Source organism: Aerococcus sp. NPDC058936 (genome assembly GCF_042741995.1).
Lineage (GTDB): Bacteria > Bacillota > Bacilli > Lactobacillales > Aerococcaceae > Aerococcus.
In genome coordinates this window covers 267,335-292,640 of the sequence record NZ_JBHYKZ010000002.1, presented here as the reverse complement: position 1 = coordinate 292,640, position 25,306 = coordinate 267,335, and the positions used below count along the sequence as shown (strand labels likewise).

Genomic DNA, 25,306 nt, shown 5'->3' with positions numbered 1-25,306 from the left:
GGTTATCGGTTGATAATCAAAAATATTCACGTTACTATTAACTTATAGGTTATTCTAAAGTTGGCTAGGTGGCTAACAAAAATATTAGGAGGAATTAAATTATGGCTGAAACAAATGAACAAGTAAGACACGAAAATAATTTAGCTTTTGAGCCTCGCGTGTTAGAACGTATTGCGAATAACTCAGTTCAAGATGTTGACGGCATTTTAGAGTTGAAAGGAAACTTCACATCTGGCGTGAAAAGCTTCTTCTCTTCTGAAGATGACAAGACGAAAGGTGTTAACGCTGAAGTTGGTAGTAAAGAAGTAGCCATCGACTTAGAAGTAATTGCTGAATACGGCAAAAACATTCCTGCAGCCTTTAACCAAACAATCGAAAAAGTGAAAACAAATGTTGAAAAAATGACTGGTTTAACAGTTGTTGAAGTGAACATGAACGTTAACGACGTGATGACACGTGCGGATTACCAACAACAACAATCCGAAGACGAACGTCAACGCGCTGAAGAACGTCGTCGTGCACACCAAAATGGTGAATACACAGATGGATCACGCGTGAAGTAATGATTGAATATTTGTAGAAAAGGGGGTCGGCCAAGTGCCGATCCTTTTCTTATCCTCAAAATTTAGGTAAGATAGATACAAGAAAATAGGCAGTTTAAACTGGAGGGTTTACGATGAAAACAATGATTTTACTAGGTGAAGGTTACGAAGAAGTAGAAGCAATTACAGTCATTGATTACCTACGTCGGGCAAAAATTCCAATCGATATGGTATCGATCAATGAAAGCCTATCGACCATTGGTGACCATGGCATTGAGATTATGGCAGATAAGATGCTGGATGACATTGATACAGATAGCTATGACATGGTCATTACGCCTGGTGGCCGCCCAGGTGCTGAGAAATTAGCTAACGACCAACGGGTAACGGACCTGATTGCCAAACAAATCGCGACTGGTAAATACGTTTCAAGCATTTGTGCGTCACCGATTGTCCTTGAAGCAGCAGGCATCACTAAAGACTTAGAAGGGACCTGCTACCCAGGTTTTGAAGAACAAGTGCATTACAAGACATTCCACGAAGATATCACCTACTACGATGAAAACCATAAAGTATTGACCTCGCGCGGACCAGCCACAGCAGTTTATTTTGCTCTGGACATCATCCGCATCTTGAAAGGCGACGCCAAAGCACAAGAAATTGCCGATGGTTTATTATTACCAATAGTTGAAGAGAAAAAGGGGTAACGTATTATGGCTGACAAACCCCTGGTAAAAATGGTGAGGGGTTACCAAAAGTATATTTCCCCAATGTTTCCACCAACTTGCCGCTACTACCCATCGTGCTCAACTTATATGATCCAAGCCATCAATAAACACGGGTCATTAAAGGGTACGGCTATGGGTACGGCACGGATTATTCGTTGTAACCCAATGGTGCCAGGTGGTTTAGACCCAGTACCAGATCATTTCACCCTACGCCGCAACCGTGAGGAAATGTCTGATGAAGACCGGGCATATTTGATTGCACAGATGGAGAAACATGACCACCACCATCATGAAACTGAATAGAAAGTGAAGTCTTGGCAAACAGTCGTTTTGGCCAAGACTTTTTTAAAGTCGAAGTTTTTTCAAAAAGAGGATTTACCTGTACCTTAGGTCAGGCTTTATCATAGGTATTGAGAGGTGAGAAGGATGTATACGATAGGAGAATTAGCTGATTTAGCTGGTGTGACGCGAAAAACATTGCGGCACTATGAGAAGATTGGCTTGTTACAACCACAAACTTTGTCGGATGCGGGCTACCGATTGTACGGAGAAAGTGAAGTCGACTTATTGCAACAAATTCTCTTTTTCCGGGAGATGGACCTGCCACTTGCTGAAATTCGAGAAATTGTGCAGGCACCAAACTACGTGGTGACAGAGTCCTTGAGTAATCACTTGGCTTACCTTTCACAGGAACGCCGTCGGATTGACTGGTTAATTGAGACGGTGCGGACAACGATCAAAGCGCAAAGGGGCGAAATTGAAATGGTAGATGAAGAAAAATTTGAAGCATTTAAACAACAATTGATCGATGAAAATGAAGCCAAATTTGGCGGGGAAGTGCGGGCCAAATACGGTGATGATCAAATGGATGAGGCGACCAAACGGTTAATGGGGATAGACCATGAAACCTGGGGATCAATTGAAATGTTGACGGTAGCCTTACATGAACATTTAGCAGAGGCAACAGCTATTGGGGATACTACAGCGCCACTAGCCAAGGAAGTATTTGAATTACATCAAGAATGGTTACAATTCTATGTGCCAGAAAATAATTATTCACTCGAAATGCACCGTAATTTAGGTGAAATGTATGTAGCGGATGAACGGTTTACAGCCCACTATGATGCAGTTGCACCAGGTGCAGCAGTATATTTACGAGATGTTATCCACCAATTCGCGAAATAGGATAGAAATTTAAAAACAGCGTATGGCTATGGCCATACGCTGTTTAGTCTATATAAGACGTCGCATCCTGATAATCGGGTTCCGCAAACTAAACTTCCAGAGGTTCATTTCTACCGGTTTGCGTCACACCTTCTTTAGTTGAGCTCACTTTGGCAGTCAAGTATCCTCTTCAGAATAGTTTGCATCACACTGTCTGTGATACGGCACTATTCTTCCAGTGTTACTTGCCTAAACGCCAAAGTTCACATCCTATTTTACTCTACGCCGAATTCTTTGCTTACTTGATCTACGATTCGTTTTGCATAGTTGTATGCTTTTTCGTCTGTTTGGGCTTCTACCATAACACGTAATAGATTTTCTGTTCCAGATGGGCGTACTAAGATACGGCCATTGCCAGCCATCTCTGTGTTCACTTCATCAATAACTTGTTGTACAGTTGCTGAATTCATGGCTTCTGTTTTACCTTCACGTGTTACACGCACATTGATTAATTCTTGTGGGTAAGTTTTCATTTCACCAGCTAATTCAGATAATTTTTTACCGGAAGTTTTTAATACGTGTAGTAATTGTACTGCTGATAAAAGGCCGTCACCAGTGTTGTTGTAGTCCATGAAGATGATATGACCTGATTGTTCTCCACCAAGGTTGTATCCGTGCTCACGCATTTCTTCAACTACATAACGGTCACCAACTTTAGTTTGTGGTGCTTTCATGCCGGCTTCTTCAACTGCTTTGTGGAAACCTAAGTTAGACATTACAGTTGACACAATTGTGTTGTCGTTTAATTTACCACGTTCGTTTAAGTATTTACCACAGATGAACATCATTTGGTCACCGTCTACTAGGTTACCTTCTTCGTCAACTGCTAAACAGCGGTCGCCATCACCATCGAAGGCCACACCAACATCAGCGCCTGTTTCTATTACAAGGGCTTGTAATTTCTCTGTATGTGTTGAACCAACACCTTCGTTGATGTTGATACCGTCTGGAGAAGTCGCCATTGTTGTAAAGTCAGTACCTAAGTCAGCGAATAAACGGTTAACTAATGGTGAAGTGGCACCGTTCGCGCCGTCAACGGCTACTTTAATACCTGATAAATCACCAGAAATTGTTGACGCTAGGAATTCTAAGTATTTACCAACTGCACCTGGGTTAGCAATCACTGTCCCTAAACCTTCAGCTGATGGACGTGGTAACGTATCTTCTTCTTGGTCTAATAAGGCTTCGATTTCTTCTTCTTGAGCGTCAGACAATTTGAAGCCGTCAGAACCAAAGAATTTAATCCCGTTATCTGGGGCAGGATTATGGCTTGCTGAAATCATGACACCAGCAGTTGCACCGGTAGTACGAGTTAAATAAGATACAGCTGGAGTTGTAATAACGCCTAATTGTTGCACTTCAATCCCTACTGATAATAAACCAGCAGTTAAGGCTTGCTCTAATAATTGACCTGAGATACGTGTATCGCGGGCAACTAGAACACGCGGATGTTCCATTCCTTCTGGTGCATGTTGCATTAACACGTGACCACCAAAACGACCCAATTTAAATGCTAATTCTGGTGTTAATTCTTCATTCGCTAAACCGCGAACCCCATCAGTACCAAAATATTTTCTCATAATTTACTCCTTTGTTTTCGAAAGTGAATATCGATTTTGTCGTCGATTTCGTTATAGTATAACATTTACTGATTCATAATTAAAAATTATAGATATGTTTCTTGCCTTGAAAAATGGCAGTCTAGATTACACTGGTTAATACTAGGAAAAACTAGCTAAAAAAGCAAGTATTCCGTTAACGATATTTGCGCTAGAAGAGCTAGAGACGCTTTCTGAGCTTGTTGAATTGATTTGGTCGGCTTGGACATTGCTGTTGCCATTTTGTAAGTTGTTACTGACGCCAGTCGTTACGCCAACTTCGCTTGTGCTTGAACTGGTGCTGTCGCTATCATTTGTCGTATCTTCTTCAATAGTGGATTCATTTCCGCTAGTGCCGCTTTCGCTACTCGTAGCACTTTCTTCGCTAGACTCGCTTGATGCGGTGTCTGAGCTGATGCTATCCTCATCGCTTTCTGATGAGGCACTAGATGACGCGCTAGATGATGACGAAGACGAAGACTCGGTAGCGGTTGGCACCACTTGGACCCGAACGCTTGAAGGGTCTGAACTCGTTACACCATCAGGTAGGACAATGGGCGCGTCTATAGTAGTTGTTGTTGTAATTCCTGATACATCAACGGTTGCAGACACGCTTTCAGTGTTATTGATGGTATCGTAGTCACCAGATAAAGTCGCGTTTTGGCTGTCTAAAATCGTTGCTTCATAGGTGTAGCCTTCGCGTTCGTTGGTGATATTGGCCACAATAGGGACCGATACACCTTCAGGCGAAACTTGAACGGTCACGTCAACCTCACTTGGGTCGGTGTTGATATTCAAGATATCCCCCTCCGCATTTTCTGTAATGACAGTGGCGGTTGTGGTGTAGTCTTCAGATAAGTTATCTGGAATATTGACGACTGTATAAACTTTGCTCACGCTTTCAATGTCAGATGTCGAACCAGTTAAGGTGACAGAGTCTTGGCTTAAAGACACATCTGTAATTTCGTAACCATCCGCAACTGCAGATTCATTAGACATTTCCACTTGGACTGGATATTCAGTTGTTTGTAGCGAATCAATTGAAATATTGACGCTTGAAGGTGAAATCTCATAAGACACGGCTTCTGAAACATTATCCAATTGTAATTGGATGTAATGAGAACCTTCACCTAGATCGGTTAAGTCTTCTGTGATGACGCGGAAGTCATCGGCTTCAAGTGTTTGTTCAATTAAGTTTTTTGGTCCCGATAAGCTGACAGAAACGGCATCTGGTAGACCAGTGATGTAATACGCATCCACGTTTCCATCTATATAAACAGGCACGTTATAAATCGTTTCCGTTGTCGCTTCGCTGACATTTTGGAAGAAACTCACTGGGTTTTCCGAATACTGCTCAGCCTTCACATATACAAACATTAAGATAGATAAGAAGAGCGATAAAATTAACAGGGCAATTCGATTGTTATAAAACTTATTGATCATCTGACTTGCCACCTCCTGTTAATTGGTTAAACCAGTTAGTTAAGAAGTTATCATTCGCTTCCTCATCAGTAGTGTTGATGAAATTGTCCGCTAGAATGGTGTACAACTCATCTTGACTAAGGTCGCGGGTAATCTCGCCACGTTCAGTAATTGAAATACCACCTGTTTCTTCTGAGACGACGATAGTGATGGCATCTGTTACTTCACTTAAGCCGACAGCAGCCCGGTGTCTAGTCCCTAATTCTTTAGGAATCTCCGAGTTTTCTGAAAGTGGCAGGTAAGAAGCGGCAGAAGCAATTTCTAAATCTTGAATAATCACGGCACCATCATGTAGGGGCGTATTTGGGATGAAAATGTTAATCAATAATTGAGATGATATGGCTGAATTTAATCTAATTCCAGTAGCTACGTATTCATTTAAGGGTTGCGAACGTTGTAGGGAAATCAAAGCACCGATCCGTCGTTTACCCATGTACTCGCAAGCTTCAACTAAATCGCGCACCATTTTTTCGTTTGGATTGCGGGCCCCGGCTTCACGTTTACCAGCAAAGAATTGTTGTCCTAAATGATCTAATCCTCGTCTGATTTCAGGTTGGAATATGACAATCGCCCCAACGACAGACCATTGGATAATATTGTTCATGATCCAATCTACCGTCTTCAACTGGAAGAGGGTGGAAATAATTTTAATCAGCAAGAAGATGAAAACCCCGTTCAAAATATTAAAGGCTTTCGTATTCTTTAGAATCTTCAAAAGCTGGTAGATAAACAACCAAACAATCAAAATATCAATTAGATTGAAAGCATTCGTCCAGGAAATAATACTAGACCAATCTATTTGCATGCGTCTATCCTCCATTCTAAGTTTTTCACTATAAAGTATACCATATCAGCCTTTTGTCGATAGAAACTTAAGACACATTTCCCAAAAATGTTTATACTGATAGAAAGAACTATTTTAAAGAAAGGAGCTTACCCATGTTACTTGGACAATTGATTATGGATGCCGGGCAAGTGACCCGAAAGGCCTGCAAACGCCTATTGAAAGATGGCCATGTCACCGTTGATGGCCAAGTTGTCACACAATTCGCCACCGTTGTTGATCCCAGCTGGCAAGAGATTGCCGTCGACCAAGTAGTAATTGATCGCCATTTTGGCCATACCTATTACTTGGTCCATAAACCCAAGGGTTACCTGTCAGCCAATAAAGACCAGACCCACCCAACGGTCATTGACCTGATTCAACCAGCAGATAATCCTGGTGATTTAGCAATTACCGGCCGTCTAGATCGCGATGCCCATGGACTCGTCTTCGTCACCAATAATGGCCAGCTCCATTACATCTTCCAACAACCCAAATTTGATATTCCAAAAACCTACCGCGTCACTGTGAATGGCCTTATTGATGGCAAAATGGTCGCACAATTTCAGGCTGGTGTCATTTTTCAGGATGGGACGATCTGTAAAGCAGCAAGACTTGAAATCATTTCGGCAAGCCCGCAATCCTCAACTGGTTTAGTCACGATTTCAGAGGGACGTCGCCACCAAGTGAAGAAAATGTTCCTTGCTTGCGGGGTAAAAGTCACGGACTTATACCGACAAGCAATTGGCGATTTAAGAATTGACGGCCTAGCGGAAGGGGATTATCGCCAACTAAATGAATTGGAAATTCAGTCACTCAAAAGTATCTTTCTTCTATATGATAAGCGTAAAGAAAGTTGAGAGAAAAGGGCGGCAAAATATGTCCAAAAAATTTTTTCAAAAAACTTTTGGACAAACTGTTGAAATCTATAATTTCTGATGCTATACTAATCAAGTACGATATTTTTGAGGCAAAAAAATCTCAAGAATATCACCATATGGAGGGATAGCGAAGTGGCCAAACGCAGCGGACTGTAAATCCGTTCCTTCGGGTTCGAAGGTTCAAATCCTTCTCCCTCCATTACATTGGGATATAGCCAAGCGGTAAGGCAACAGACTTTGACTCTGTCATGCGTTGGTTCGAATCCAGCTATCCCAGTAATATAAACCAAGAGGACTAGGCGAGAGCCTGGTCTTTTTTATTGCTTTTAAATAAGTAAATACCCGATAGCTTATCTGAATATTTGTATTATTAGACATTTAAAAAGAATATTTTGCAATTATAATATGTCATGTTACAGAATTATTGCGATTTGACATGAATTTAAAACACTTATATAAAGACTTTGTTAGGGACTTTGTTTATTTAATTCATAATAAAAACGCCTAATTTTCCGGTAATATGACATCATTTGTGAGAATAATTGTGATTATCACTTTATATATATAGTTTTAGCTTTATAATGTTACAAAGCTGTTACAAATTTACATAAGGTTTTCAAAAACCCCGGATTTAATGTCAAGGCGGTTAAGAGGCTTTAACAGATGCCTGATTTACATGACTTAAAAAAAGGCCCGTGTTAAGATATTGCTTGTAGATGAGACAGGTGTTCTTTATCTAGAATATAGTCGCACGATAAAGATGCGGTAAATAGCGGGTCATCCACTTGATGGCAGCAGACAACTTAAAAAATAAAATTAACAAGCAGTATTCTTATAAGGAGAGTATTTATACATGAAATTGAACAAAATTATCTTAGGTACGTCATTTGCATTAGCAGGTTTATTCGCTGCTACAAACAACAATAACGTAGAAGCAGCTACTTGGTCTGCTCGTACAGTTGCTGAAGTTTCAGCTGATTTAGAAGCTACAGACGACACAACTACTTCATACACTATCCAATACGGTGATACTTTAGCAGCTATCGCTAAAGCATCTGACGTAAGTGTAGATGCTTTAGTTGCAATTAACGACATCCAAAACGCAAACGTAATCTTCCCAGGTACTAAACTTTCATTCACTAAAGATGAAACTACTGGTGAAGTTAACGAAGTGACAGTAGAAGACTCTGCATCAGAAGAAACAACTACTTACGATGTAGCTGAAGAAGAAGTAACTGAAACAACTTACGAAGCGCCAGCTGAAGAAACTTATGTAGCAGAAGAAACTACATACGAAGCACCAGCAGCTGAAACAACTGCTTCAACTACTTCATACTCTAGCAATTCAGCTAAAGAAATCATCGCTCAACGTGAGTCAGGTGGATCTTACACAGCTTACAACGCTGCGGGTGGTTACTACGGTCGTTATCAATTGAACCCAACATTAGTAGCTTACGGTGCATCTCCAGCGGAACAAGAAGCTGCAGCTGACAAATATGTTGCTGAACGTTACGGTTCATGGGAAGCTGCTTTAGCATTCTGGAACGCTAACGGTTGGTACTAAGATAAAGTTTCTTCTATATAGAAACCGTTATTTAAAATACAAACAAAAGAGTCAGGTTTTTCCTGACTCTTTTTTTATGCACGCAATCTAGTTAGCGGATAACCTATATATCTTCTTAAGAGAAGGTTAAATTATGGCCACGAACAGCTAAAAAGGTTGACAATAAGTTTTTGTATTTATAGAATGTAAAGAGCTATTACTTTTAATAAAATCTCAAACGTAATTTTTGAGATAGCGCCAGGCTTGCTTAGCAAGTGACGAGGACTGAATTGATCGAAATGTTCGGCGGATGATTCAGGGGTTGTACAATCCACAGGTGGGAAAAAAGTAAGGCAATCAATGATCTAGACCATCATCTTGCCTTATCAAATTACCGCCACGTACGTAGTAGCCAAATAAAAAAATGCGATAAGACACCTATCTGAATAGGGTCTAATTTTATGTCGCCTAATTAGGAGGAAACTGCAACATGTGTGGTATTGTAGGTTATATTGGAAATGGATCAGCTCAAGAGGTATTATTAAACGGTTTAGAGCGTTTAGAGTATCGTGGATATGATTCAGCGGGTGTATACGTTGTCGATGGAAATGGTCAAAACGGTCATTTATTCAGAGAAGAAGGACGTATCGCTAAACTACAAAGTGAAGTGGACATGTCATTAGATGCCCACACAGGTATTGGACATACACGTTGGGCAACACACGGGGAACCAAGCGTTCGTAACGCCCATCCACATCAATCATCAACAGGCCGTTTCACATTAGTACATAACGGTGTTATTGAAAACTACCGTGAAATGAAAGAAGATTTCTTATCTGACGTGACTTTCCACTCAGATACAGATACAGAAGTTGCTGTAAACTTAGTTGAGCACTTCGCATTAACAGAAGGCTTAGATGCAGAAACTGCATTTTTAAAAGCCTTAAACGTGATTGAAGGTTCATATGCATTTGCATTAATCGACTCAGAACAACCAGGTGTTGTTTTTGCAGCGAAAAACAAATCACCTTTATTAATCGGTAAAGGAACTGACTTCAACACAATCGTTTCTGATGCAATGGCATCAATCGATTTAACTGACCAATACGTTGAAATTCATGACGGTGAAATGGTTATCTTAACTGAAGAAAACGTTACTATTAAAAACTTAGCTGGCGAAACAATCGAACGTGCACCATATACAGCACAATTAGATGCCAACGACTTAGATAAAGGGACATACCCTTACTACATGATTAAAGAAATTGATGAGCAACCAGCTGTAATGCGTCGTATTATCCAAGAGTACTCTGATGATAACAACGAATTAACAGTTGACCAGGAAATTATCGATGCGATTAACGCTAGCGACCGTATCTACATCATCGGTGCTGGTACTTCAATGCATGCAGGTTTAGTTGGTAAAAACATCATCGAAAAAATGGTTAACATTCCAGTTGAAGTTCATGTAGCATCTGAATTTGCTTACAACATGCCTGTATTGAGTGAAAAACCATTCTTCATCTACTTAACACAATCTGGTGAAACTGCCGATAGTCGTCAAGTATTGGTTCAAACCAACAAATTAGGCTACAAGTCATTAACAATCACAAACGTGAAAGGTTCTACTTTATCACGTGAAGCTGACTACACATTATTATTACATGCAGGTCCAGAAATCGCTGTAGCATCTACTAAAGCATACACTGGTCAAATCGCAGTAATGGCTGTATTAGCTGAAGCTTTACGTCGTGACTTAGGATTCGAAGCACAATTTGATATGGAACATGAACTATCAATCATCGCCAACGCTATTCAAGTAATGATCGATGATAAAGATGAAATTCATGAATTAGCAACTGAGTTATTCACTGACAAGGCATCTGCCTTCTACATCGGTCGTGGAATTGACTACGAAGTAAGTCGTGAAGCTGCCTTGAAAATAAAAGAAATTTCATATATTCAAGCTGAAGGTTTCGCTTCAGGTGAATTGAAACATGGTACAATCTCACTTATCGAAGATGGTACACCAGTGGTCGGTGTAATCACTCAAGAAAATACCGCTGCTCACTCTCGTGGTAATATTGAAGAAGTTCGTTCTCGTGGAGCGAATACATTAATCATCTCTATGGAAGGTTTAGACCGTGAAGGGGACGATATTGTCATCCCATCAGTAGAACCATTGTTATCTGCACTTGTGTCAGTCATTCCAACGCAATTACTTGCATACTATGCGTCATTAGACCGCGGTTTAGATGTAGATAAGCCACGTAATCTAGCGAAGTCAGTAACAGTAGAATAGTAAACCTTATCACAAATTACATTTTTGTAGTTTTATAAAAAAGATTGATCATTTATAATAAAGTTCGTTCATTTAAAACAAAGTTTGATTAAAGCGGTTCTATAATAAATAGTGTTGGTGAGATTCAATTGAGTCTCATCGGCACTATTTTTGTGTACGCAAAAAAAGGACATGATATCCTTATTTCAAGTAAACCTCGACGAATACTGAAAGAAGGAAAATTCATGTCCCATATAACTATTATAAAACAACTTTGCGGAATTCTCGACAATAATATTCAAATTGGTGTACCAGAGGGAATGACTCTGCTTCCAACTGAAAAGTATCAAGATGTGAATTATATAGTCGTTGAAGGCGTCTTAACCTACAAGCCTAAGGCTTGTATCCAATGTGGTGTAAAGAATACAGGAAGCCATGATCTGATTAAACATGGGTTTAAGCCTACAATTATAAGATTACCTAATTCAGTTTCAAATCTGATATTGCTAAAACTGAAGAAGCAACGATTTTATTGTAAACATTGCGCGCAAACCTTTATCGCTGAAACACCGATAGTACAGAAATACTGCTGTATCTCAAACTCAATAAAAAGTCAGATAAGTTCAGAATTAATTGAAACACAATCCATGCGATTAATCGCTAAACGATATCACGTGTCGTCTCCAACAGTCGCTAGGATTCTACTGAAAGCTGGTAAAGGACTATCACCAAAAGGAAACTATCTGCCTAGTAACCTTGGTATAGATGAATTTAAATCTACTAATCGATTACTTTGCTTCCTTTACTTGGGCTGCTAGAAGAAGTGTGAAAACTGTTTCTATCGATTTGTATACACCCTATCTTGAAGTAATACGTACTAGTTTTCCGAATGCTAAGATTGTAATTGATCGATTCCATATCGTGAAGTTACTAAATGAGACAATTAATTCTGTTCGTATTAAAGCTATGAATATCGTGAAAAATAGCCGACCATCTGACTACAGAAAACTTAAAAAACAATGGAAGTTGTTGCTAAAAAATGCTGAAGACTTAAATTTCACTGATACATATTATGTCCGCCAATTTGGTGAAGAAATTTCGGAACAGCGCATTGTTGATTTCCTATTGAATATTTCGCCGGATTTATTAGTAACATATACTCTAATGAATGAGCTTAAGTACGCAATTTCTACGCATAACATTGAGCTATTTGATGAAATATTGAAGAGCACAAGGAAAATAACCTTGCCTCGACGTGCGAGAAGAACTATCAGAACTTTACAGAAGTTTTTACCATATATCCATAATTCATTAACTTATACCGTCTTAAACGGACCTACCGAAGGTATTAATAATAAGATTAAATTAATTAAGCGTACTGGTTTCGGATATGCTAATTTCTTTAATTTACGCGCTAGAATACTAGTCCAATTCAAACTAAAATACAAACCTTCAAACCCAGCACCATCCACTTATGAAGCAATGGCAAGCTAAGGCCTGCCAAACTATTACTATTTTCGTAGTTCTTGTTGCTACAACATAATAATCTTCTTGCCTAAGGCAAAAAAAGCCATACACATAATCGTGTATAGCTTTTCTCTTTGAAGCTCATTTACATATTAATAAATACTAAATAACGTATTCGCGATATTTGAAATTATTTACCAACACTATTTGTAAAAGAACCTATAGAACATTTGAAGGTAGAAATAGTTTTTCAAAAACAGATACAGATGCAACGTTCATGCGAATGAAAGAAGATCCGATGTTAAATGGTCAACTTAAACCAGGTTATAATCTTCAAATAGCAACTGAAAATCAATTTGTTATAGCCTATAATATTTTTCCAAATCCTACGGATACACGTACACTATTACCATTTATTGAAAGTATGCCTACTTTACCTAAAATCGTCGTAGCTGATGCTGGATATGGAAGCCAGGAAAACTTAGAAACGTTGGACAATCTAGGGATTAATCATCTCATCAAATACAATATGTTTGATAAGGAACAGACGAAGAAATTTCAGAAATCAAGTAAGAATTTAAATAATTGGGACTATGATGCGGAAAATCAAATCTTTATTCACCCTGATGGTACACAGTATCATTTTCATCATGTTTATCATCCAAAAACAACAACTGGATATCGCTTAGAAAAAGAAATGTATTATCCAGTCAATAGAGAAACCGCACCACAAAAGTCATTTTCTTTTAATAGAAAATATCAGTATTTAAAAGAAAATGAATCAGCTAAGCTATTATCTGAAGATGGCTCAGCTCTTTTCGCATGTAGAAAAATTGATGTTGAGCCGGTCTTCGGACAGATTAAACAAAACTTAGGATTCCGAAGGACTCATTTAAGAGGAAAAGATAAAGTAAAAACAGATATTGGTCTAGTATTAATGGCTAATAACATCATAAAAGTCCAAAAGAGAATGATAAATTAAAAGAGAGGAAAAAGATTTCGAAGTGAAATCTTTTTCCTCTCTTTATTTAGTTAACTAAGCCTTTTTTGTCCCAGCCTCTTGTGAATAGTTTTACGAACTCTGATCTTAAAATCACTATTCAAGGATAAATAGTCAGCAATGTTCGTTAATTACAGAACATAAGAATATTTTAATCTGTAAATTCAGCTTTATAAACATGAAACATGAACATTATACAAAATTTCACTCATAAATATACGCTTAAAGGTTGACTCTATTCCTTAGACAATCTATGATAAGGCTATATCGATAAATTAGAACGATTGAAAGTATAGATGTGTTTAATGTTCGTGTTTAACCAAGTTCTGAAAGGGGTATTCAGTTGATAAAGAGAGACCTGTTATATGAAGGCAAGGCAAAACAATTATATGAGACCAGTGAACCCAACATCCTTTGGGTCACGTATAAAGATCAGGCCACAGCTGGGAATGGAGCCAAGAAAGAAGCCATAGCCGGTAAAGGGCAGCTGAATAACCAGATTACCAGCATGATCTTCAAAAAGCTGAAGGAGAAGGATATTCCAAGTCACTTCATCATGGAAGTGTCTGAAACGGATCAGCTGATTGAAAAAGTGGATATGTTCGATCTTGAGGTTGTCGTCAGAAATGTCGCTGCTGGAAGCTTTTCCAGACGCCTCGGTGTAGACGAGGGGACGGAGCTGGCCTTTCCGGTTCTGGAATTTTACCTCAAGGATGACGGACTGAACGATCCGCTCATTAATGATGATCATGTGCTTGCACTTAATCTGGCTGACCAGAAAGAAATTGACGAAATTAAAAGACAGGCTCACAACATTAACCAGTCGCTGATTGAGATTTACAGTGAGGCCGGCATCAGATTGATCGACTTCAAGCTGGAATTTGGAAAGGCTGCGAAAGAACAAATCGTTCTGGCAGATGAAATTTCACCGGACACATGCCGTCTATGGGATGAAAAGACGAACGATCGTCTGGATAAGGATGTCTTCAGACAGGATCTCGGCGACATTATCCCACTATATCAGGAAGTACTCGACCGTCTGACGAGAGATCAAAAGGAGAAGTGATTCATGTATAACGTAAAAGTATATGTAACCTATAAAGAATCAATTCTGGATCCTCAGGGAGAAGCGGTAAGAGGAGCCGTTCACCGTATGGGCTTCGATGAAATTGAAGATATTCGTATCGGGAAGTATTTTGAAATCAAAGTGTCAGATACTGCCGACCGTTCAGTTGAAGAAGTCATTGAAACGATCTGCGACAAGCTTCTGGCAAATGTCGTGATGGAAAGCTATCGCTATGAAATCGAACGAGTAAAGGAGACGGTCTAAGCATGAGATTTGCAGTGATCCAGTTTCCAGGTTCCAATTGCGATGTCGATCTGCTTCATGCAATCAGAGACGGTGTAGGAGAAGAAGCTGAATACGTGCCTCACACTGCAGAAAGTCTGGACGGCTTTGATGGTGTCCTGCTTCCTGGAGGTTTTTCGTATGGTGATTACTTAAGAAGTGGTGCCATCTCCCGCTTTTCAAATGTGATGAGTGAAGTGACTCGCTTTGCAGAGGAAGGCAAGCCAGTCTTTGGTACCTGCAACGGATTCCAGATTTTAGTTGAAGCAGGACTTCTGCCTGGGGCTTTGCAGCGTAACGAAAACCTTCATTTTATCTGTAAGACAGTGGAACTGGAAGTGGTCAATAACCGGACGAAATTTACCTCTGAATATGACAAGCAGGAACTCCTCACCATACCCGTCGCTCATGGCGAAGGGAATTATTACTGTGATGAAGAGACACTTGCGGAACTGAAAGCCAACAATCAGATCGTATTCACCTATGCGTCAGACAATCCGAACGGCTCAGTTGAAAATATCGCAGGGATTATAAACAAACAAGGCAATGTTCTGGGTATGATGCCGCATCCTGAGCGGGCAGTCGAAGATCTTTTAGGCTCAAGTGACGGGCTGCGCTTTTTCGAATCGATGGTCAAGAACTTTATAAAGGAGACTGCAGAGGTATGAAGACATTACATGAACCGACGGCCGAACAGATCAGAGATCAGAAAATCTATGCTCAGTGGGGACTGACGGATGAAGAATACCGCATGATTTCCGAGGACATAATCAAACGACTGCCTAACTATACGGAAACTGGCCTGTTTTCAGTTATGTGGAGCGAGCACTGCTCGTATAAAAACTCCAAACCGGTGTTGAGAAAATTCCCGACAGAGGGGCCTCAAGTGCTTCAAGGTCCTGGTGAGGGTGCCGGAATCGTTGATATTGGAGACGGTCAGGCCGTTGTGTTTAAAGCGGAAAGTCATAACCATCCATCCGCTGTTGAACCTTATGAAGGGGCGGCGACAGGTGTCGGAGGCATCATTCGTGATATTTTCAGTATGGGTGCCCGTCCGATTGCGATGCTGGATTCTTTACGGTTCGGTGAACTCGACAACGAACGGACAAAGTATCTGCTTGAAGAAGTCGTGGCAGGAATCGGCGGCTACGGCAACTGTATCGGGATTCCGACAGTCGGCGGAGAAATTGCCTTTGATCCCGTCTACAGAGGGAACCCGCTGGTTAATGCCATGTGTGTCGGTCTGATCGACCATGAGGATATTCAAAAAGGCCAGGCTAAAGGGATCGGTAATACGATCATGTATGTCGGAGCCAAAACAGGTCGTGACGGCATTCACGGCGCAACCTTTGCTTCGGAAGAATTCAGTGATGAAGAAGAGGCTGAGCGTTCAGCTGTACAAGTTGGCGATCCGTTTATGGAAAAACTTCTGATGGAAGCATGCCTGGAACTGATCCAGGACCACAGCGATATTCTCGTCGGTATCCAGGATATGGGAGCCGCGGGACTGGTCTCATCCAGTTCAGAAATGGCATCAAAAGCGGGAAGTGGACTGATCCTTAATCTGGACGATGTGCCGCAACGTGAAGCAGGCATGACGCCCTATGAAATGATGCTCTCGGAGTCTCAGGAACGGATGCTGATCTGTGTGACGAAAGGCTTTGAAGATCGTGTTAAAGAGCTGTTCTCACGTTATGAACTGGATGCAGTAACTATTGGAGAAGTGACTGGTGACGGGCAGTATCGTCTGTACCATGAAGGAAGACTGGTCGCTGACTTACCGGTAGACGCATTGGCGGAAGAAGCACCTGTCTATCATAAACCATACACTGAGCCGGAACGTATTCAGGCATTTAAAAAGCTTGATCCATATAAACCGGACATCACTGATACAGAAGAAACATTGAAACAACTCATGCAGCAGCCTACAGTTGCTTCAAAAAAATCGATTTTTGAAACATATGATTCAATGGTCAGAACAAACACCGTGGTCGGTCCAGGAAGCGATGCGGCAGTTCTGCGCATCAGAGGGACCCGCAAGGCGCTTGCCATGACGACTGACTGTAATGCCCGCTACCTTTATCTCGATCCGGAGAAAGGTGGACAGATGGCTGTAGCAGAAGCTGCAAGAAATATCGTGGCAAGCGGGGGCGAGCCACTGGCAATAACGGACTGTCTGAACTACGGGAATCCCGATAAGCCTGAAGTGTTCTGGGAGCTGTGGACATCCGCGGATGGGATTGCCAAAGCCTGTACGACATTAAATACACCTGTCATTTCAGGAAACGTATCGCTATACAACGAAACAAATGGGGAAGCGATCTATCCGACACCTATGATTGGCATGGTCGGACTGGTCAAGGATCTAGATCATGTGACAACATCAGAATTTAAACAGGCTGGGGATAAAATTTTCGTCATTGGGGAAACAGAAGCTGACTTTAACGGATCTGAACTGCAGAAAATGCAACTGGGGAGAATCGAAGGAGAGCTTTTCGATTTTGATATAGATAAAGAAAAAATGATTCAGGATAAAGTTCTGCAGGCGATTCGTGAAGGACTTATTCAAAGTGCACATGACTGTTCTGAAGGTGGACTGGCCGTGGCGCTGATTGAATCAGCCTTTGGGAATGAGCTGGGGCTGTCTGCGACACTAGATATGCCGTCAGAGTGGCTGTTTTCAGAATCGCCGTCCCGTTTTGTTCTATCTGTCAGACCTGAAAACGCCGAAGCAGTCAAAGAAGTATTTGGACAAGATGCCGTTGAAATCGGTGAAGTAAAAGATACACGAATCGCTGAAATCCGTACGCAGACGGAAGAGCTGACTATTGATGTTAAAGAATTGAAAGACTTATGGGAAGGAGCCATTCCTTGGTTGCTGAAATCAAAAGCTTAAATGAAGAATGTGGCGTATTCGGTGTGTGGGGACACCCGGATGCAGCTCAGCTGAATTTTTTCGGTCTGCATAGCCTGCAGCACCGCGGTCAGGAAGGCGCAGGGATTGTGACCAATCGCAATGGGCGTCTGAAAGGACACCGTGACTTGGGACTTTTATCTGAAGTGTTTAAAGATGAACGTGAACTGATCCGCCTGTCGGGAGAAGCTGGGATTGGACATGTCCGTTACAGCACTGCCGGTAGCAACAGTATCTTAAACATTCAACCGTTCCTGTTCAAGTTTCACGATGAGGAGCTGGCGCTGGCCCATAATGGGAATTTGATCAATGCAGTGAGTCTGCGCCAGGAACTCGAGCAGGCTGGGGCGATTTTTCATTCAAACTCGGATACTGAAATCCTGATGCACCTGATCCGTAAAAGCAAGCAGGATACACTGATCGACCGAATCAAAGAAAGTCTGAATACCGTAAAAGGTGCGTTTGCTTATGTCATGCTGACGCCTGATGCATTGATCGGTGCACTGGATCCGAACGGTTTCCGTCCTTTATCCATTGGACAGATGGAAAATGGTGCCTACGTACTTGCAAGTGAAACCTGTGCCCTTGATGTTGTCGGAGCAGAATTTGTCCGTGCCGTTCAGCCGGGTGAACTGGTTATTATCGATGATTCGGGTTACCGAATCGAAACCTATACTGACCAGACACTGCTTCAGATCTGCTCCATGGAATTTATCTACTTTGCTCGCCCGGATTCAAATATTGCTGGAGTCAATGTCCATACTGCACGTAAGAATATGGGCAAACGTCTGGCTGAAGAAGCACCGGTCGATGCAGATATGGTTATCGGTGTCCCTAACTCATCTTTGTCCGCAGCTAGCGGGTATGCAGAAGCGAGTGGGATCCCTTATGAAATGGGACTAGTCAAGAACCAGTATGTTGCACGCACATTCATCCAGCCGACTCAGGAACTGAGAGAACAAGGTGTAAGAATGAAACTCTCTGCTGTTCGAGGTGTGGTGGCCGGTAAGAAAGTGATCATGGTGGATGATTCCATCGTTCGCGGCACGACTAGCCGACGCATCGTTCAGTTATTGAAAGAAGCTGGAGCAGCGGAGGTACATGTCCGCATTTCATCTCCACCTTTGAAATACCCATGTTTCTACGGAATCGATATTCAGAACCAGAAAGAACTGATTGCTGCAGATTATTCAGTGGAAGAAATCCGAGAGAAAATCGGTGCAGACAGTCTGTCATTTTTAAGTGTCGAAGGGACAGTGGACTCGATCGGACTGAAGTTCGATGCGCCACATAATGGTCTGTGTATGTCTTACTTTACTGGAGACTACCCGACACCTTTATATGACTATGAAACAGACTATATGAACACTCTGGCTAAACTCAGAGAAAGCAAGCCGTTAAGGGTATAAAAAACAAGACAAGACCGGGCGAAAGATGGGGCACGTGACCATACTGACGGCTGATACCGAGAAGACACTGAAAGACATTGAAGAAACGAAAATCTGGAATTAGGAGACTGGTATAATGATCGAACGCTACACGCGACCTGAAATGAAAGAATTATGGTCAGAGGAGAACCGCTACAAGTCATGGCTGGAAGTTGAGATCCTAGCTGATGAAGCCTGGGCCGAACTGGGAGAGATTCCTAAAGAAGACGTTCAGAGGATCCGAGCGCATGCCTCTTTTGATATTGCCCGTATTCTGGAAATCGAAAAAGAAACGAAACATGACGTGGTCGCTTTCACACGAGCCGTTTCTGAAACGTTGGGAGACGAAAAGAAATGGGTCCACTACGGATTAACCAGTACAGATGTCGTTGATACAGCTTACGGTTACCAGCTGAAACAGGTCAATGATGTACTCAGAAAAGACCTTCAGCAGCTGCTTGAAGTTATCGGTGAAAAAGCGAAAGAGCATAAGCATACGGTGACCATGGGACGCACGCACGGTGTTCACGCTGAACCGACTACCTTTGGTCTGAAGCTGGCGCTCTGGTATTCAGAAATGAAACGCCACATCGAACGGTTCGAACACGCAGCTAAAGGCGTAGAAGCCGGAAAAATCAGTGGAGCAGTTGGAACGTTTGCCAATATCCCGCCATTTGTTGAAAAGTATGTCTGCGATAAACTGGGAACGCGTCCTCAGGAAATTTCGACCCAGGTTCTGCCACGCGATCTGCATGCGGAATATATTAGCACCATTGCCCTTATTGCAACCAGCGTTGAAAAGTTTGCGACCGAAATCAGAGGCCTGCAGAAGTCGGAAACTAGAGAAGTGGAAGAAGGTTTTGCTAAAGGTCAGAAAGGCTCCTCAGCAATGCCTCACAAACGTAACCCGATCGGATCTGAGAATATGGCCGGACTGGCGCGTGTGATCAGAGGGCACATGGTGACAGCTTACGAGAACGTCAGCTTATGGCATGAGCGTGATATTTCGCACTCATCTGCGGAACGCATTATTTTGCCTGACAGCACGACCCTGCTAAACTACATGCTGAACCGATTTGCCAATATCGTCTGCAATCTGACCGTGTTCCCTGAGAACATGAAACGCAATATGGATGCAACACTTGGTCTGATCTACAGCCAGCGTGTATTGCTGAAGCTGATCGATAAAGGCCTCAGCCGGGAAGAAGCTTACGACCTGGTTCAGCCCAAAACTGCCATTGCTTGGGATGAACAGACAGCATTCCGACCACTGCTTGAAGAGGACGAGAAGATTATGTCCATTCTGAATGCTGAAGATATCGAAGATGCTTTTGACTATAACTACCATCTGAAAAATGTAGATGAAATATTTGAACGTGTTGGACTGAATTAATTTAAGCACCTGTCGGGACAGTAAAAGGGATTGTTTCGGCAGGTGTTGACATACCAGTTTAAAGAAAGCCATAACGAGTGGTTTGGTAAGACCGTAATGGAATTTTTGAATTAAGTTTGATAGCTTATAAAATGTAGGCTAAAATGTTTTAATTTTAAATTGTCTAGTTTCGGATTTTGACTCAATTCTGAACAGATATATGGAAATAATCAAACTTTTTTATAAAAAGTAAATCTGCTTAACTATGAAACCCGTATGTTTTGATCAATCTTTGTTCAAAACGCGTGAGTTTCTTTTATGATAAAAACAAAGTTTGTAGCTTCCTTTTAATCAAACTTTATTTCAAACCAACACTTAACTCGTTTGATTGTCTCATTATGTGAGAAATAGGGTGGGGAAACATTGGTTATGAATCAATGCCACCAATACGAAAAAGCCAAGCAATTGTTCTATTGCTTGGCTTTTTTGTCAGTCGTTTAGCATGTAAATGAACAAAGACCAGGAGAAGCTCGTTTTTTTAGAAAGGGAATAATGACTATATTGCTCAGTATTTTATTATGTGATTGGTGGGTTACTTTCAGTTTAGTAACCTAATTAAGGCTAGCAACGATTTAGTCGATTATATAAATAATAAGAGATTCAAGCTTTTATTTGTCATAATCACTTAATGATGCACATTGATTATTCAGTAGAGATGGTGCTACCACCTGTAACTTTAATAATTTCTCCACTGATATAAGAAGAATCATTTGATGCAAGTAAGACATAAGTCGGTGCAAGTTCAGCTGGCTGACCAGAACGTGCTAGTTGAGTATCTTGCCCAAAACTTTCGAGTCCACCTTCTAGTTGTCCACCATCTAATTGTAAAGGTGTCCATACTGGACCAGGTGCTACACCATTGACCCGAATGCCTTTTGGTGCAAAGTATCCAGATAATAGGGCAGTGAAAGTTGATATTGCACCGTTAGTAACGGCGTAATCAAAGAAAGAAACAGAAGGATTAAATGAATTCACGGAAGAAGTTGTAACAATTGTACTGCCAGGCTCTAGGTATTTTTCAGCTTCTTTCACTGATTCATACATACTGATAATATTTACTTGGAAGGTATCTCTTACTTGTTGCATTGGTAGATCTTCAAGCTTCTCATGAGCAATTTGTTGCGCCGCATTTAAAACTAAAATATCTAGTGCACCAAAGGCCTTAACAGTTTCTGACACAATTTTAGCGCCATTTCCCTCTTCCTTAAAATCGTAGGGTAATAAGAGTGCTTTACGACCTTCTTTTTCAATCAACTCTTTTACTTCCTCAGCGTCGGATTCTTCGCCTGGTAAGAAATGGATAGCCACATTGGCACCTTCCCTTGCGAAAGCGATAGCTACCGCTCGACCAATACCTGAATCTCCTCCTGTAATTAGCGCATTACGACCGTTTAGTTTCCCTGAACCTTTATAAGTGTTTTCACCACAGTCAGGTACAGGTTTCATTTTATTTTGCAGAGCCGGTCCCTCTTGGTCTTGTTTAGGGAATCCGTCTTTATGATATAATTCCTTTGGATTTTTTAAGTTAGACATATGAAATTCCTCCTATGTGACCTATTCATTATTAGTTATATCATTCACTATAACAACGCCTTATTAGATTTGCAAATATTTACCATTATCTTACAAGGCGTTATGCGATTTCCTCTATTAATCTTCAATGTGCATACAAAAGTTTTGTAAAAGGAAGATGCAATAAATAAAAGACACAGGGTATAGTATAAGTATGAATCATTGAAAGGCAAAATGATTGAAAGTTGTATACACTGACTAAAGGAAGGATTGTAGTAATAAGGAATGTACAATTAAATAGCCCATGACACCGACTCTAAGTCTGTCATAGGCTATTTGTTTATTTATAAGTAAAACTCGGTGACTATTTATTTAAGAGGCTTGCAGCAGCCTTATCTAGGTAAACAGTCACATTAGGATGTTCTTGTAACAGACTTGCAGGCACCTCTTCAGTCACAGGACCTTCAACCATATCCTTAACTGCTTGTGCTTTAGATTCACCAAAAGCGAGTAGTAGGATACGTTTAGCTTGCAAGATAGACGCTAAGCCCATGGAGAAAGCTTTGGTTGGTACATCTTCTACAGAGTCGAAGAAACGAGCATTTGCTTGAATGGTACTTTCTGCTAAGTCTACTAATTGCGTTTTTGTATGGCGAGAAGCACCTGGCTCGTTGAAACCAATATGCGCATTTTGTCCAATACCTAGGATTTGTAAGTCAATTGGATGTTCATCTAGTAGTGCATTGTAGCGAGCAATTTCTGCCTCAACATCTGTCGCTAAACCGTTAGGGATGAAAGTTTCTTTGAAGGGTTTCTTACTGAAAAGGTGCTTGTCCATAAAATTCGCGTAACTTTGTGGATGATCAGCAGGTAAGCCAAAATACTCATCTAGGTTTAAAGCAGTTGCGTTACTAAAGTCTAAGTCAGAAGACGTTAGATATTCATATAAGTCTTCTGGTGTTGAACCCGTTGCTAAACCAAAAGTTGTTGCACCGCTGGCTAATGCCTGCTCAAATTCGTGGAAAACCTCTTTAGATGCTTCTTTTGCGGTATCAAAAACCTTAATATCCATAAATGATCCTCCTAAAATGTGAATTTTTGATCAAAATCTGATCTTTACTGTCAGTCTATCATAGAAAGGTAGAAAGAGGAACAAAGAAAAAGTGTCATACTTAAGTGTGCCAAACTTACATACTGAAATCATTGTAACCGCTTCCGATTGCGGATAAGATTATAGATGAATTAAACAAAGGAGGAGAACACTTATGTCGGAGAAAACAAAAGATTCAGGTTTAAAGGCATCAGTTCAAAAATTAGGTTCCTATTTATCTAGTATGGTTATGCCCAATATTGGGGCATTTATTGCTTGGGGGATTATTACAGCACTGTTCATTCCAGATGGGTGGATCCCAAATGAAGCATTAGCAAACTTAGTAGGTCCAATGCGTGACTACCTACTACCAATTTTAATCGGTTACACCGGTGGTTCCATGGTATATGGACAACGCGGGGCTGTGACAGGTGCCATCGCCACAATGGGTGCGGTCGTAGGAGCATCAGAAATTGTAACTGGTCAAGCAACAGTGCCAATGTTTATTGGGGCAATGGTTTTAGGTCCTTTAGGTGGTTGGACCATCAAGAAATTTGATGAAAAATTCCAAGATAAAATCCCGTCAGGTTTTGAAATGTTGGTCAACAACTTTTCAATCGGGATTATCGGTTTCTTATTAGTATTAGTTGGTTTCTATGCAGTTGGGCCATTCGTTTCAGGGATGACAACAATCTTTGCAACAGGTGTAGACTGGATTATTCAAAGACGATTACTACCATTAGCTAATGTATTTATCGAGCCAGCCAAAATTCTATTCCTTAATAACGCATTGAACCATGGTATTTTAACGCCATTAGGGTCACAACAGGTCACAGAAACTGGTCGTTCAATTCTTTACCTATTAGAAGCCAACCCAGGACCTGGTTTAGGTATTCTATTAGCCTTTACCGTATTTGGAAAAGGGTCAGCAAGATCATCAGCGCCGGGTGCGATTATTATTCACTTCTTAGGTGGTATTCATGAAATCTACTTCCCATATGTGATGATGAAACCTTTATTATTCTTAGCAGTTATTGCTGGTGGGGTATCAGGTACATTAACTTTCCAACTATTAAACGCAGCCTTAACTGGTCCATCATCACCAGGTTCAATCATTGCCATCCTCGGTATGACAGCACCAGGGGCATACATTGGTGTTATCGGTGGGGTATTAGTTGCAACACTTGTTTCCTTCTTAGTAGCGGCACCAATTATTAAAATGGACCGTGAACAAGACCAAGACAACTTTGAAGAAAGCCAAGCGGCAGCTAAAGCAGCAAAAGCAGATTCAAAGGGTCAATCAACTGAAGATACAAACGCTGGTTCAGCATCAGTAGAAACTGAAATTCCAGCGCCAGAAGATATCAACAGCATTATTTTCGCATGTGACGCAGGTATGGGATCAAGTGCCATGGGTGCTTCTCTATTACGTAAAAAAGCGAAAAAATTAGGTTACGACATGTCGATTACCAATACCGCCATTTCTAAATTGGAAAATAAAGCGGGCGTCTTAGTTATCACACAAGAAGAGTTAACGGACCGTGCTAAACGGCAAGCGCCTTTAGCTGCTCACGTATCAGTAGGGAACTTCTTAGACGGTGACCGTTATGATGAAATTTTAGGTGAAATGCAGGCAGTATCTGAAGAAGAGGCGAGCCCAGCAGCACCGGAAAGTCCAGCAACCACTACAAGAGATGCTGTTCATACAGATGTACAGTTAATTCAGGTACCTTTCCATGAAGATAAACCGTCAGCTTCAGTCATGGCAGCATCTAACTTACGAAATGAATTGAAGAAAGCGGGCTCAGACCTTGTTGCTGAAGCAGTACCTTTTGCACAGTTACAAAATAACCCACAAACCTTGATTATCGTTGATGCAGAAACGGTTCAGCCTGCTAAAGAAGTGGCTCCGGAAGCACAATTTGAAGAAGTTTCGAAATTATATGAGCAAAACCAGTACAACAAACTGTTAAATAAGGTAAATTAGTCATATCGAAACATGTAGAGTTTGACT

22 protein-coding genes, 2 tRNA genes and 1 pseudogene are annotated in these 25,306 nt (G+C 41.1%); 20 read left to right on the top strand and 5 right to left on the bottom strand.

The genetic code is table 11. The features are described from left to right. The first annotated feature begins 101 nt into the window (after nucleotides 1–101). From ACFW0C_RS02755 to ACFW0C_RS02740, 4 genes are all read left to right on the top strand, one after another. The gene (locus tag ACFW0C_RS02755; RefSeq protein ID WP_378105172.1) at nucleotides 102–563 is read left to right on the top strand and encodes an Asp23/Gls24 family envelope stress response protein; all 462 of its coding nucleotides are present in this window, start codon (nucleotides 102–104) and stop codon (nucleotides 561–563) included. 113 nt (nucleotides 564–676) lie between these two features. Then, entirely contained in the window at nucleotides 677–1,249 is a 573-nt protein-coding gene (locus tag ACFW0C_RS02750) for a DJ-1 family glyoxalase III (RefSeq protein WP_378105169.1), read from the top strand. Nucleotides 1,250–1,255: 6 nt separating this feature from the next. Then, on the top strand, nucleotides 1,256–1,573 hold the full coding sequence (gene yidD / locus ACFW0C_RS02745; protein ID WP_270371015.1) for a membrane protein insertion efficiency factor YidD: 318 nt from the start codon (nucleotides 1,256–1,258) through the stop codon (nucleotides 1,571–1,573). Nucleotides 1,574–1,696: 123 nt separating this feature from the next. Continuing rightward, entirely contained in the window at nucleotides 1,697–2,455 is a 759-nt protein-coding gene (locus tag ACFW0C_RS02740; RefSeq protein WP_378105167.1) for a MerR family transcriptional regulator, read from the top strand. Between the two features lie 254 nt (nucleotides 2,456–2,709). On the opposite strand, the gene glmM is transcribed toward ACFW0C_RS02740, so the two are convergent. From glmM to cdaA, 3 genes are all read right to left on the bottom strand, one after another. Continuing rightward, on the bottom strand, nucleotides 2,710–4,074 hold the full coding sequence (gene glmM, locus ACFW0C_RS02735; protein WP_378105165.1) for a phosphoglucosamine mutase: 1,365 nt from the start codon (nucleotides 4,072–4,074) through the stop codon (nucleotides 2,710–2,712). Between the two features lie 141 nt (nucleotides 4,075–4,215). Continuing rightward, nucleotides 4,216–5,535 (bottom strand): YbbR-like domain-containing protein, encoded by a 1,320-nt coding sequence (locus ACFW0C_RS02730; protein ID WP_378105162.1) that lies wholly within the window; start codon nucleotides 5,533–5,535, stop codon nucleotides 4,216–4,218. Further along, nucleotides 5,525–6,379 (bottom strand): diadenylate cyclase CdaA, encoded by an 855-nt coding sequence (cdaA, locus tag ACFW0C_RS02725; protein ID WP_378105159.1) that lies wholly within the window; start codon nucleotides 6,377–6,379, stop codon nucleotides 5,525–5,527. The genes ACFW0C_RS02730 and cdaA overlap by 11 nt, the downstream gene beginning before the upstream one ends. A 134-nt stretch (nucleotides 6,380–6,513) precedes the next feature. On the opposite strand from cdaA, the gene ACFW0C_RS02720 reads away from it, so the two are divergent. From ACFW0C_RS02720 to purB, 15 genes and pseudogenes are all read left to right on the top strand, one after another. Beyond that, nucleotides 6,514–7,257, top strand: coding sequence for a pseudouridine synthase (locus ACFW0C_RS02720; protein ID WP_378105158.1), 744 nt, complete (start codon nucleotides 6,514–6,516; stop codon nucleotides 7,255–7,257). 139 nt (nucleotides 7,258–7,396) lie between these two features. Next, a tRNA-Tyr gene (locus ACFW0C_RS02715) sits at nucleotides 7,397–7,477 on the top strand. 6 nt (nucleotides 7,478–7,483) lie between these two features. Beyond that, nucleotides 7,484–7,555, top strand: a tRNA-Gln gene (locus tag ACFW0C_RS02710). A gap of 576 nt (nucleotides 7,556–8,131) precedes the next feature. Continuing rightward, entirely contained in the window at nucleotides 8,132–8,842 is a 711-nt protein-coding gene (locus ACFW0C_RS02705; protein ID WP_378105156.1) for a LysM peptidoglycan-binding domain-containing protein, read from the top strand. 469 nt (nucleotides 8,843–9,311) lie between these two features. Then, on the top strand, nucleotides 9,312–11,123 hold the full coding sequence (glmS, locus tag ACFW0C_RS02700; protein WP_378105153.1) for a glutamine--fructose-6-phosphate transaminase (isomerizing): 1,812 nt from the start codon (nucleotides 9,312–9,314) through the stop codon (nucleotides 11,121–11,123). Nucleotides 11,124–11,347: 224 nt separating this feature from the next. After that, nucleotides 11,348–11,920 carry a transposase family protein gene (locus ACFW0C_RS02695; protein ID WP_378105150.1) on the top strand — a complete coding sequence of 191 codons (573 nt, stop codon included), beginning with the start codon at nucleotides 11,348–11,350 and terminating at the stop codon, nucleotides 11,918–11,920. Then, nucleotides 11,868–12,596 (top strand): transposase, encoded by a 729-nt coding sequence (locus ACFW0C_RS02690; protein ID WP_378105149.1) that lies wholly within the window; start codon nucleotides 11,868–11,870, stop codon nucleotides 12,594–12,596. Before ACFW0C_RS02695 ends, ACFW0C_RS02690 begins: the two co-directional genes overlap by 53 nt. A gap of 157 nt (nucleotides 12,597–12,753) precedes the next feature. Then, the gene (locus tag ACFW0C_RS02685) at nucleotides 12,754–13,551 is read left to right on the top strand and encodes a transposase (RefSeq protein ID WP_378105146.1); all 798 of its coding nucleotides are present in this window, start codon (nucleotides 12,754–12,756) and stop codon (nucleotides 13,549–13,551) included. A 361-nt stretch (nucleotides 13,552–13,912) separates the two neighbouring features. Then, nucleotides 13,913–14,635 carry a phosphoribosylaminoimidazolesuccinocarboxamide synthase gene (gene purC / locus ACFW0C_RS02680; RefSeq protein WP_003142099.1) on the top strand — a complete coding sequence of 241 codons (723 nt, stop codon included), beginning with the start codon at nucleotides 13,913–13,915 and terminating at the stop codon, nucleotides 14,633–14,635. A gap of 3 nt (nucleotides 14,636–14,638) precedes the next feature. Beyond that, nucleotides 14,639–14,899 (top strand): phosphoribosylformylglycinamidine synthase subunit PurS, encoded by a 261-nt coding sequence (purS, locus tag ACFW0C_RS02675; RefSeq protein WP_091264757.1) that lies wholly within the window; start codon nucleotides 14,639–14,641, stop codon nucleotides 14,897–14,899. Between the two features lie 2 nt (nucleotides 14,900–14,901). After that, nucleotides 14,902–15,585, top strand: coding sequence for a phosphoribosylformylglycinamidine synthase subunit PurQ (purQ, locus tag ACFW0C_RS02670; protein ID WP_003142095.1), 684 nt, complete (start codon nucleotides 14,902–14,904; stop codon nucleotides 15,583–15,585). Then, entirely contained in the window at nucleotides 15,582–17,813 is a 2,232-nt protein-coding gene (purL, locus tag ACFW0C_RS02665; protein ID WP_378105143.1) for a phosphoribosylformylglycinamidine synthase subunit PurL, read from the top strand. Before purQ ends, purL begins: the two co-directional genes overlap by 4 nt. Further along, a complete protein-coding gene (purF, locus tag ACFW0C_RS02660; RefSeq protein WP_003142092.1) occupies nucleotides 17,789–19,240 on the top strand; it encodes an amidophosphoribosyltransferase in 1,452 nt (483 codons plus the stop codon). Before purL ends, purF begins: the two co-directional genes overlap by 25 nt. Beyond that, nucleotides 19,239–19,343, top strand: a pseudogene (locus ACFW0C_RS02655) (hypothetical protein); the annotation flags it as partial. The gene purF and the pseudogene ACFW0C_RS02655, both read left to right, overlap by 2 nt. 12 nt (nucleotides 19,344–19,355) lie before the next feature. Further along, nucleotides 19,356–20,651, top strand: coding sequence for an adenylosuccinate lyase (purB, locus tag ACFW0C_RS02650; protein WP_378105140.1), 1,296 nt, complete (start codon nucleotides 19,356–19,358; stop codon nucleotides 20,649–20,651). A 681-nt stretch (nucleotides 20,652–21,332) separates the two neighbouring features. Here the strand turns inward: purB and ACFW0C_RS02645 are convergent. Continuing rightward, a complete protein-coding gene (locus ACFW0C_RS02645) occupies nucleotides 21,333–22,223 on the bottom strand; it encodes an SDR family oxidoreductase (RefSeq protein WP_378105137.1) in 891 nt (296 codons plus the stop codon). 343 nt (nucleotides 22,224–22,566) lie between these two features. Continuing rightward, nucleotides 22,567–23,274, bottom strand: coding sequence for a glucosamine-6-phosphate deaminase (locus ACFW0C_RS02640; protein WP_378105134.1), 708 nt, complete (start codon nucleotides 23,272–23,274; stop codon nucleotides 22,567–22,569). Between the two features lie 193 nt (nucleotides 23,275–23,467). Here ACFW0C_RS02640 and ACFW0C_RS02635 point away from each other — a divergent pair, with 193 nt between their 5' ends. Continuing rightward, a complete protein-coding gene (locus tag ACFW0C_RS02635) occupies nucleotides 23,468–25,279 on the top strand; it encodes a PTS mannitol transporter subunit IICB (protein ID WP_378105132.1) in 1,812 nt (603 codons plus the stop codon). Nucleotides 25,280–25,306: the final 27 nt, after the last annotated feature.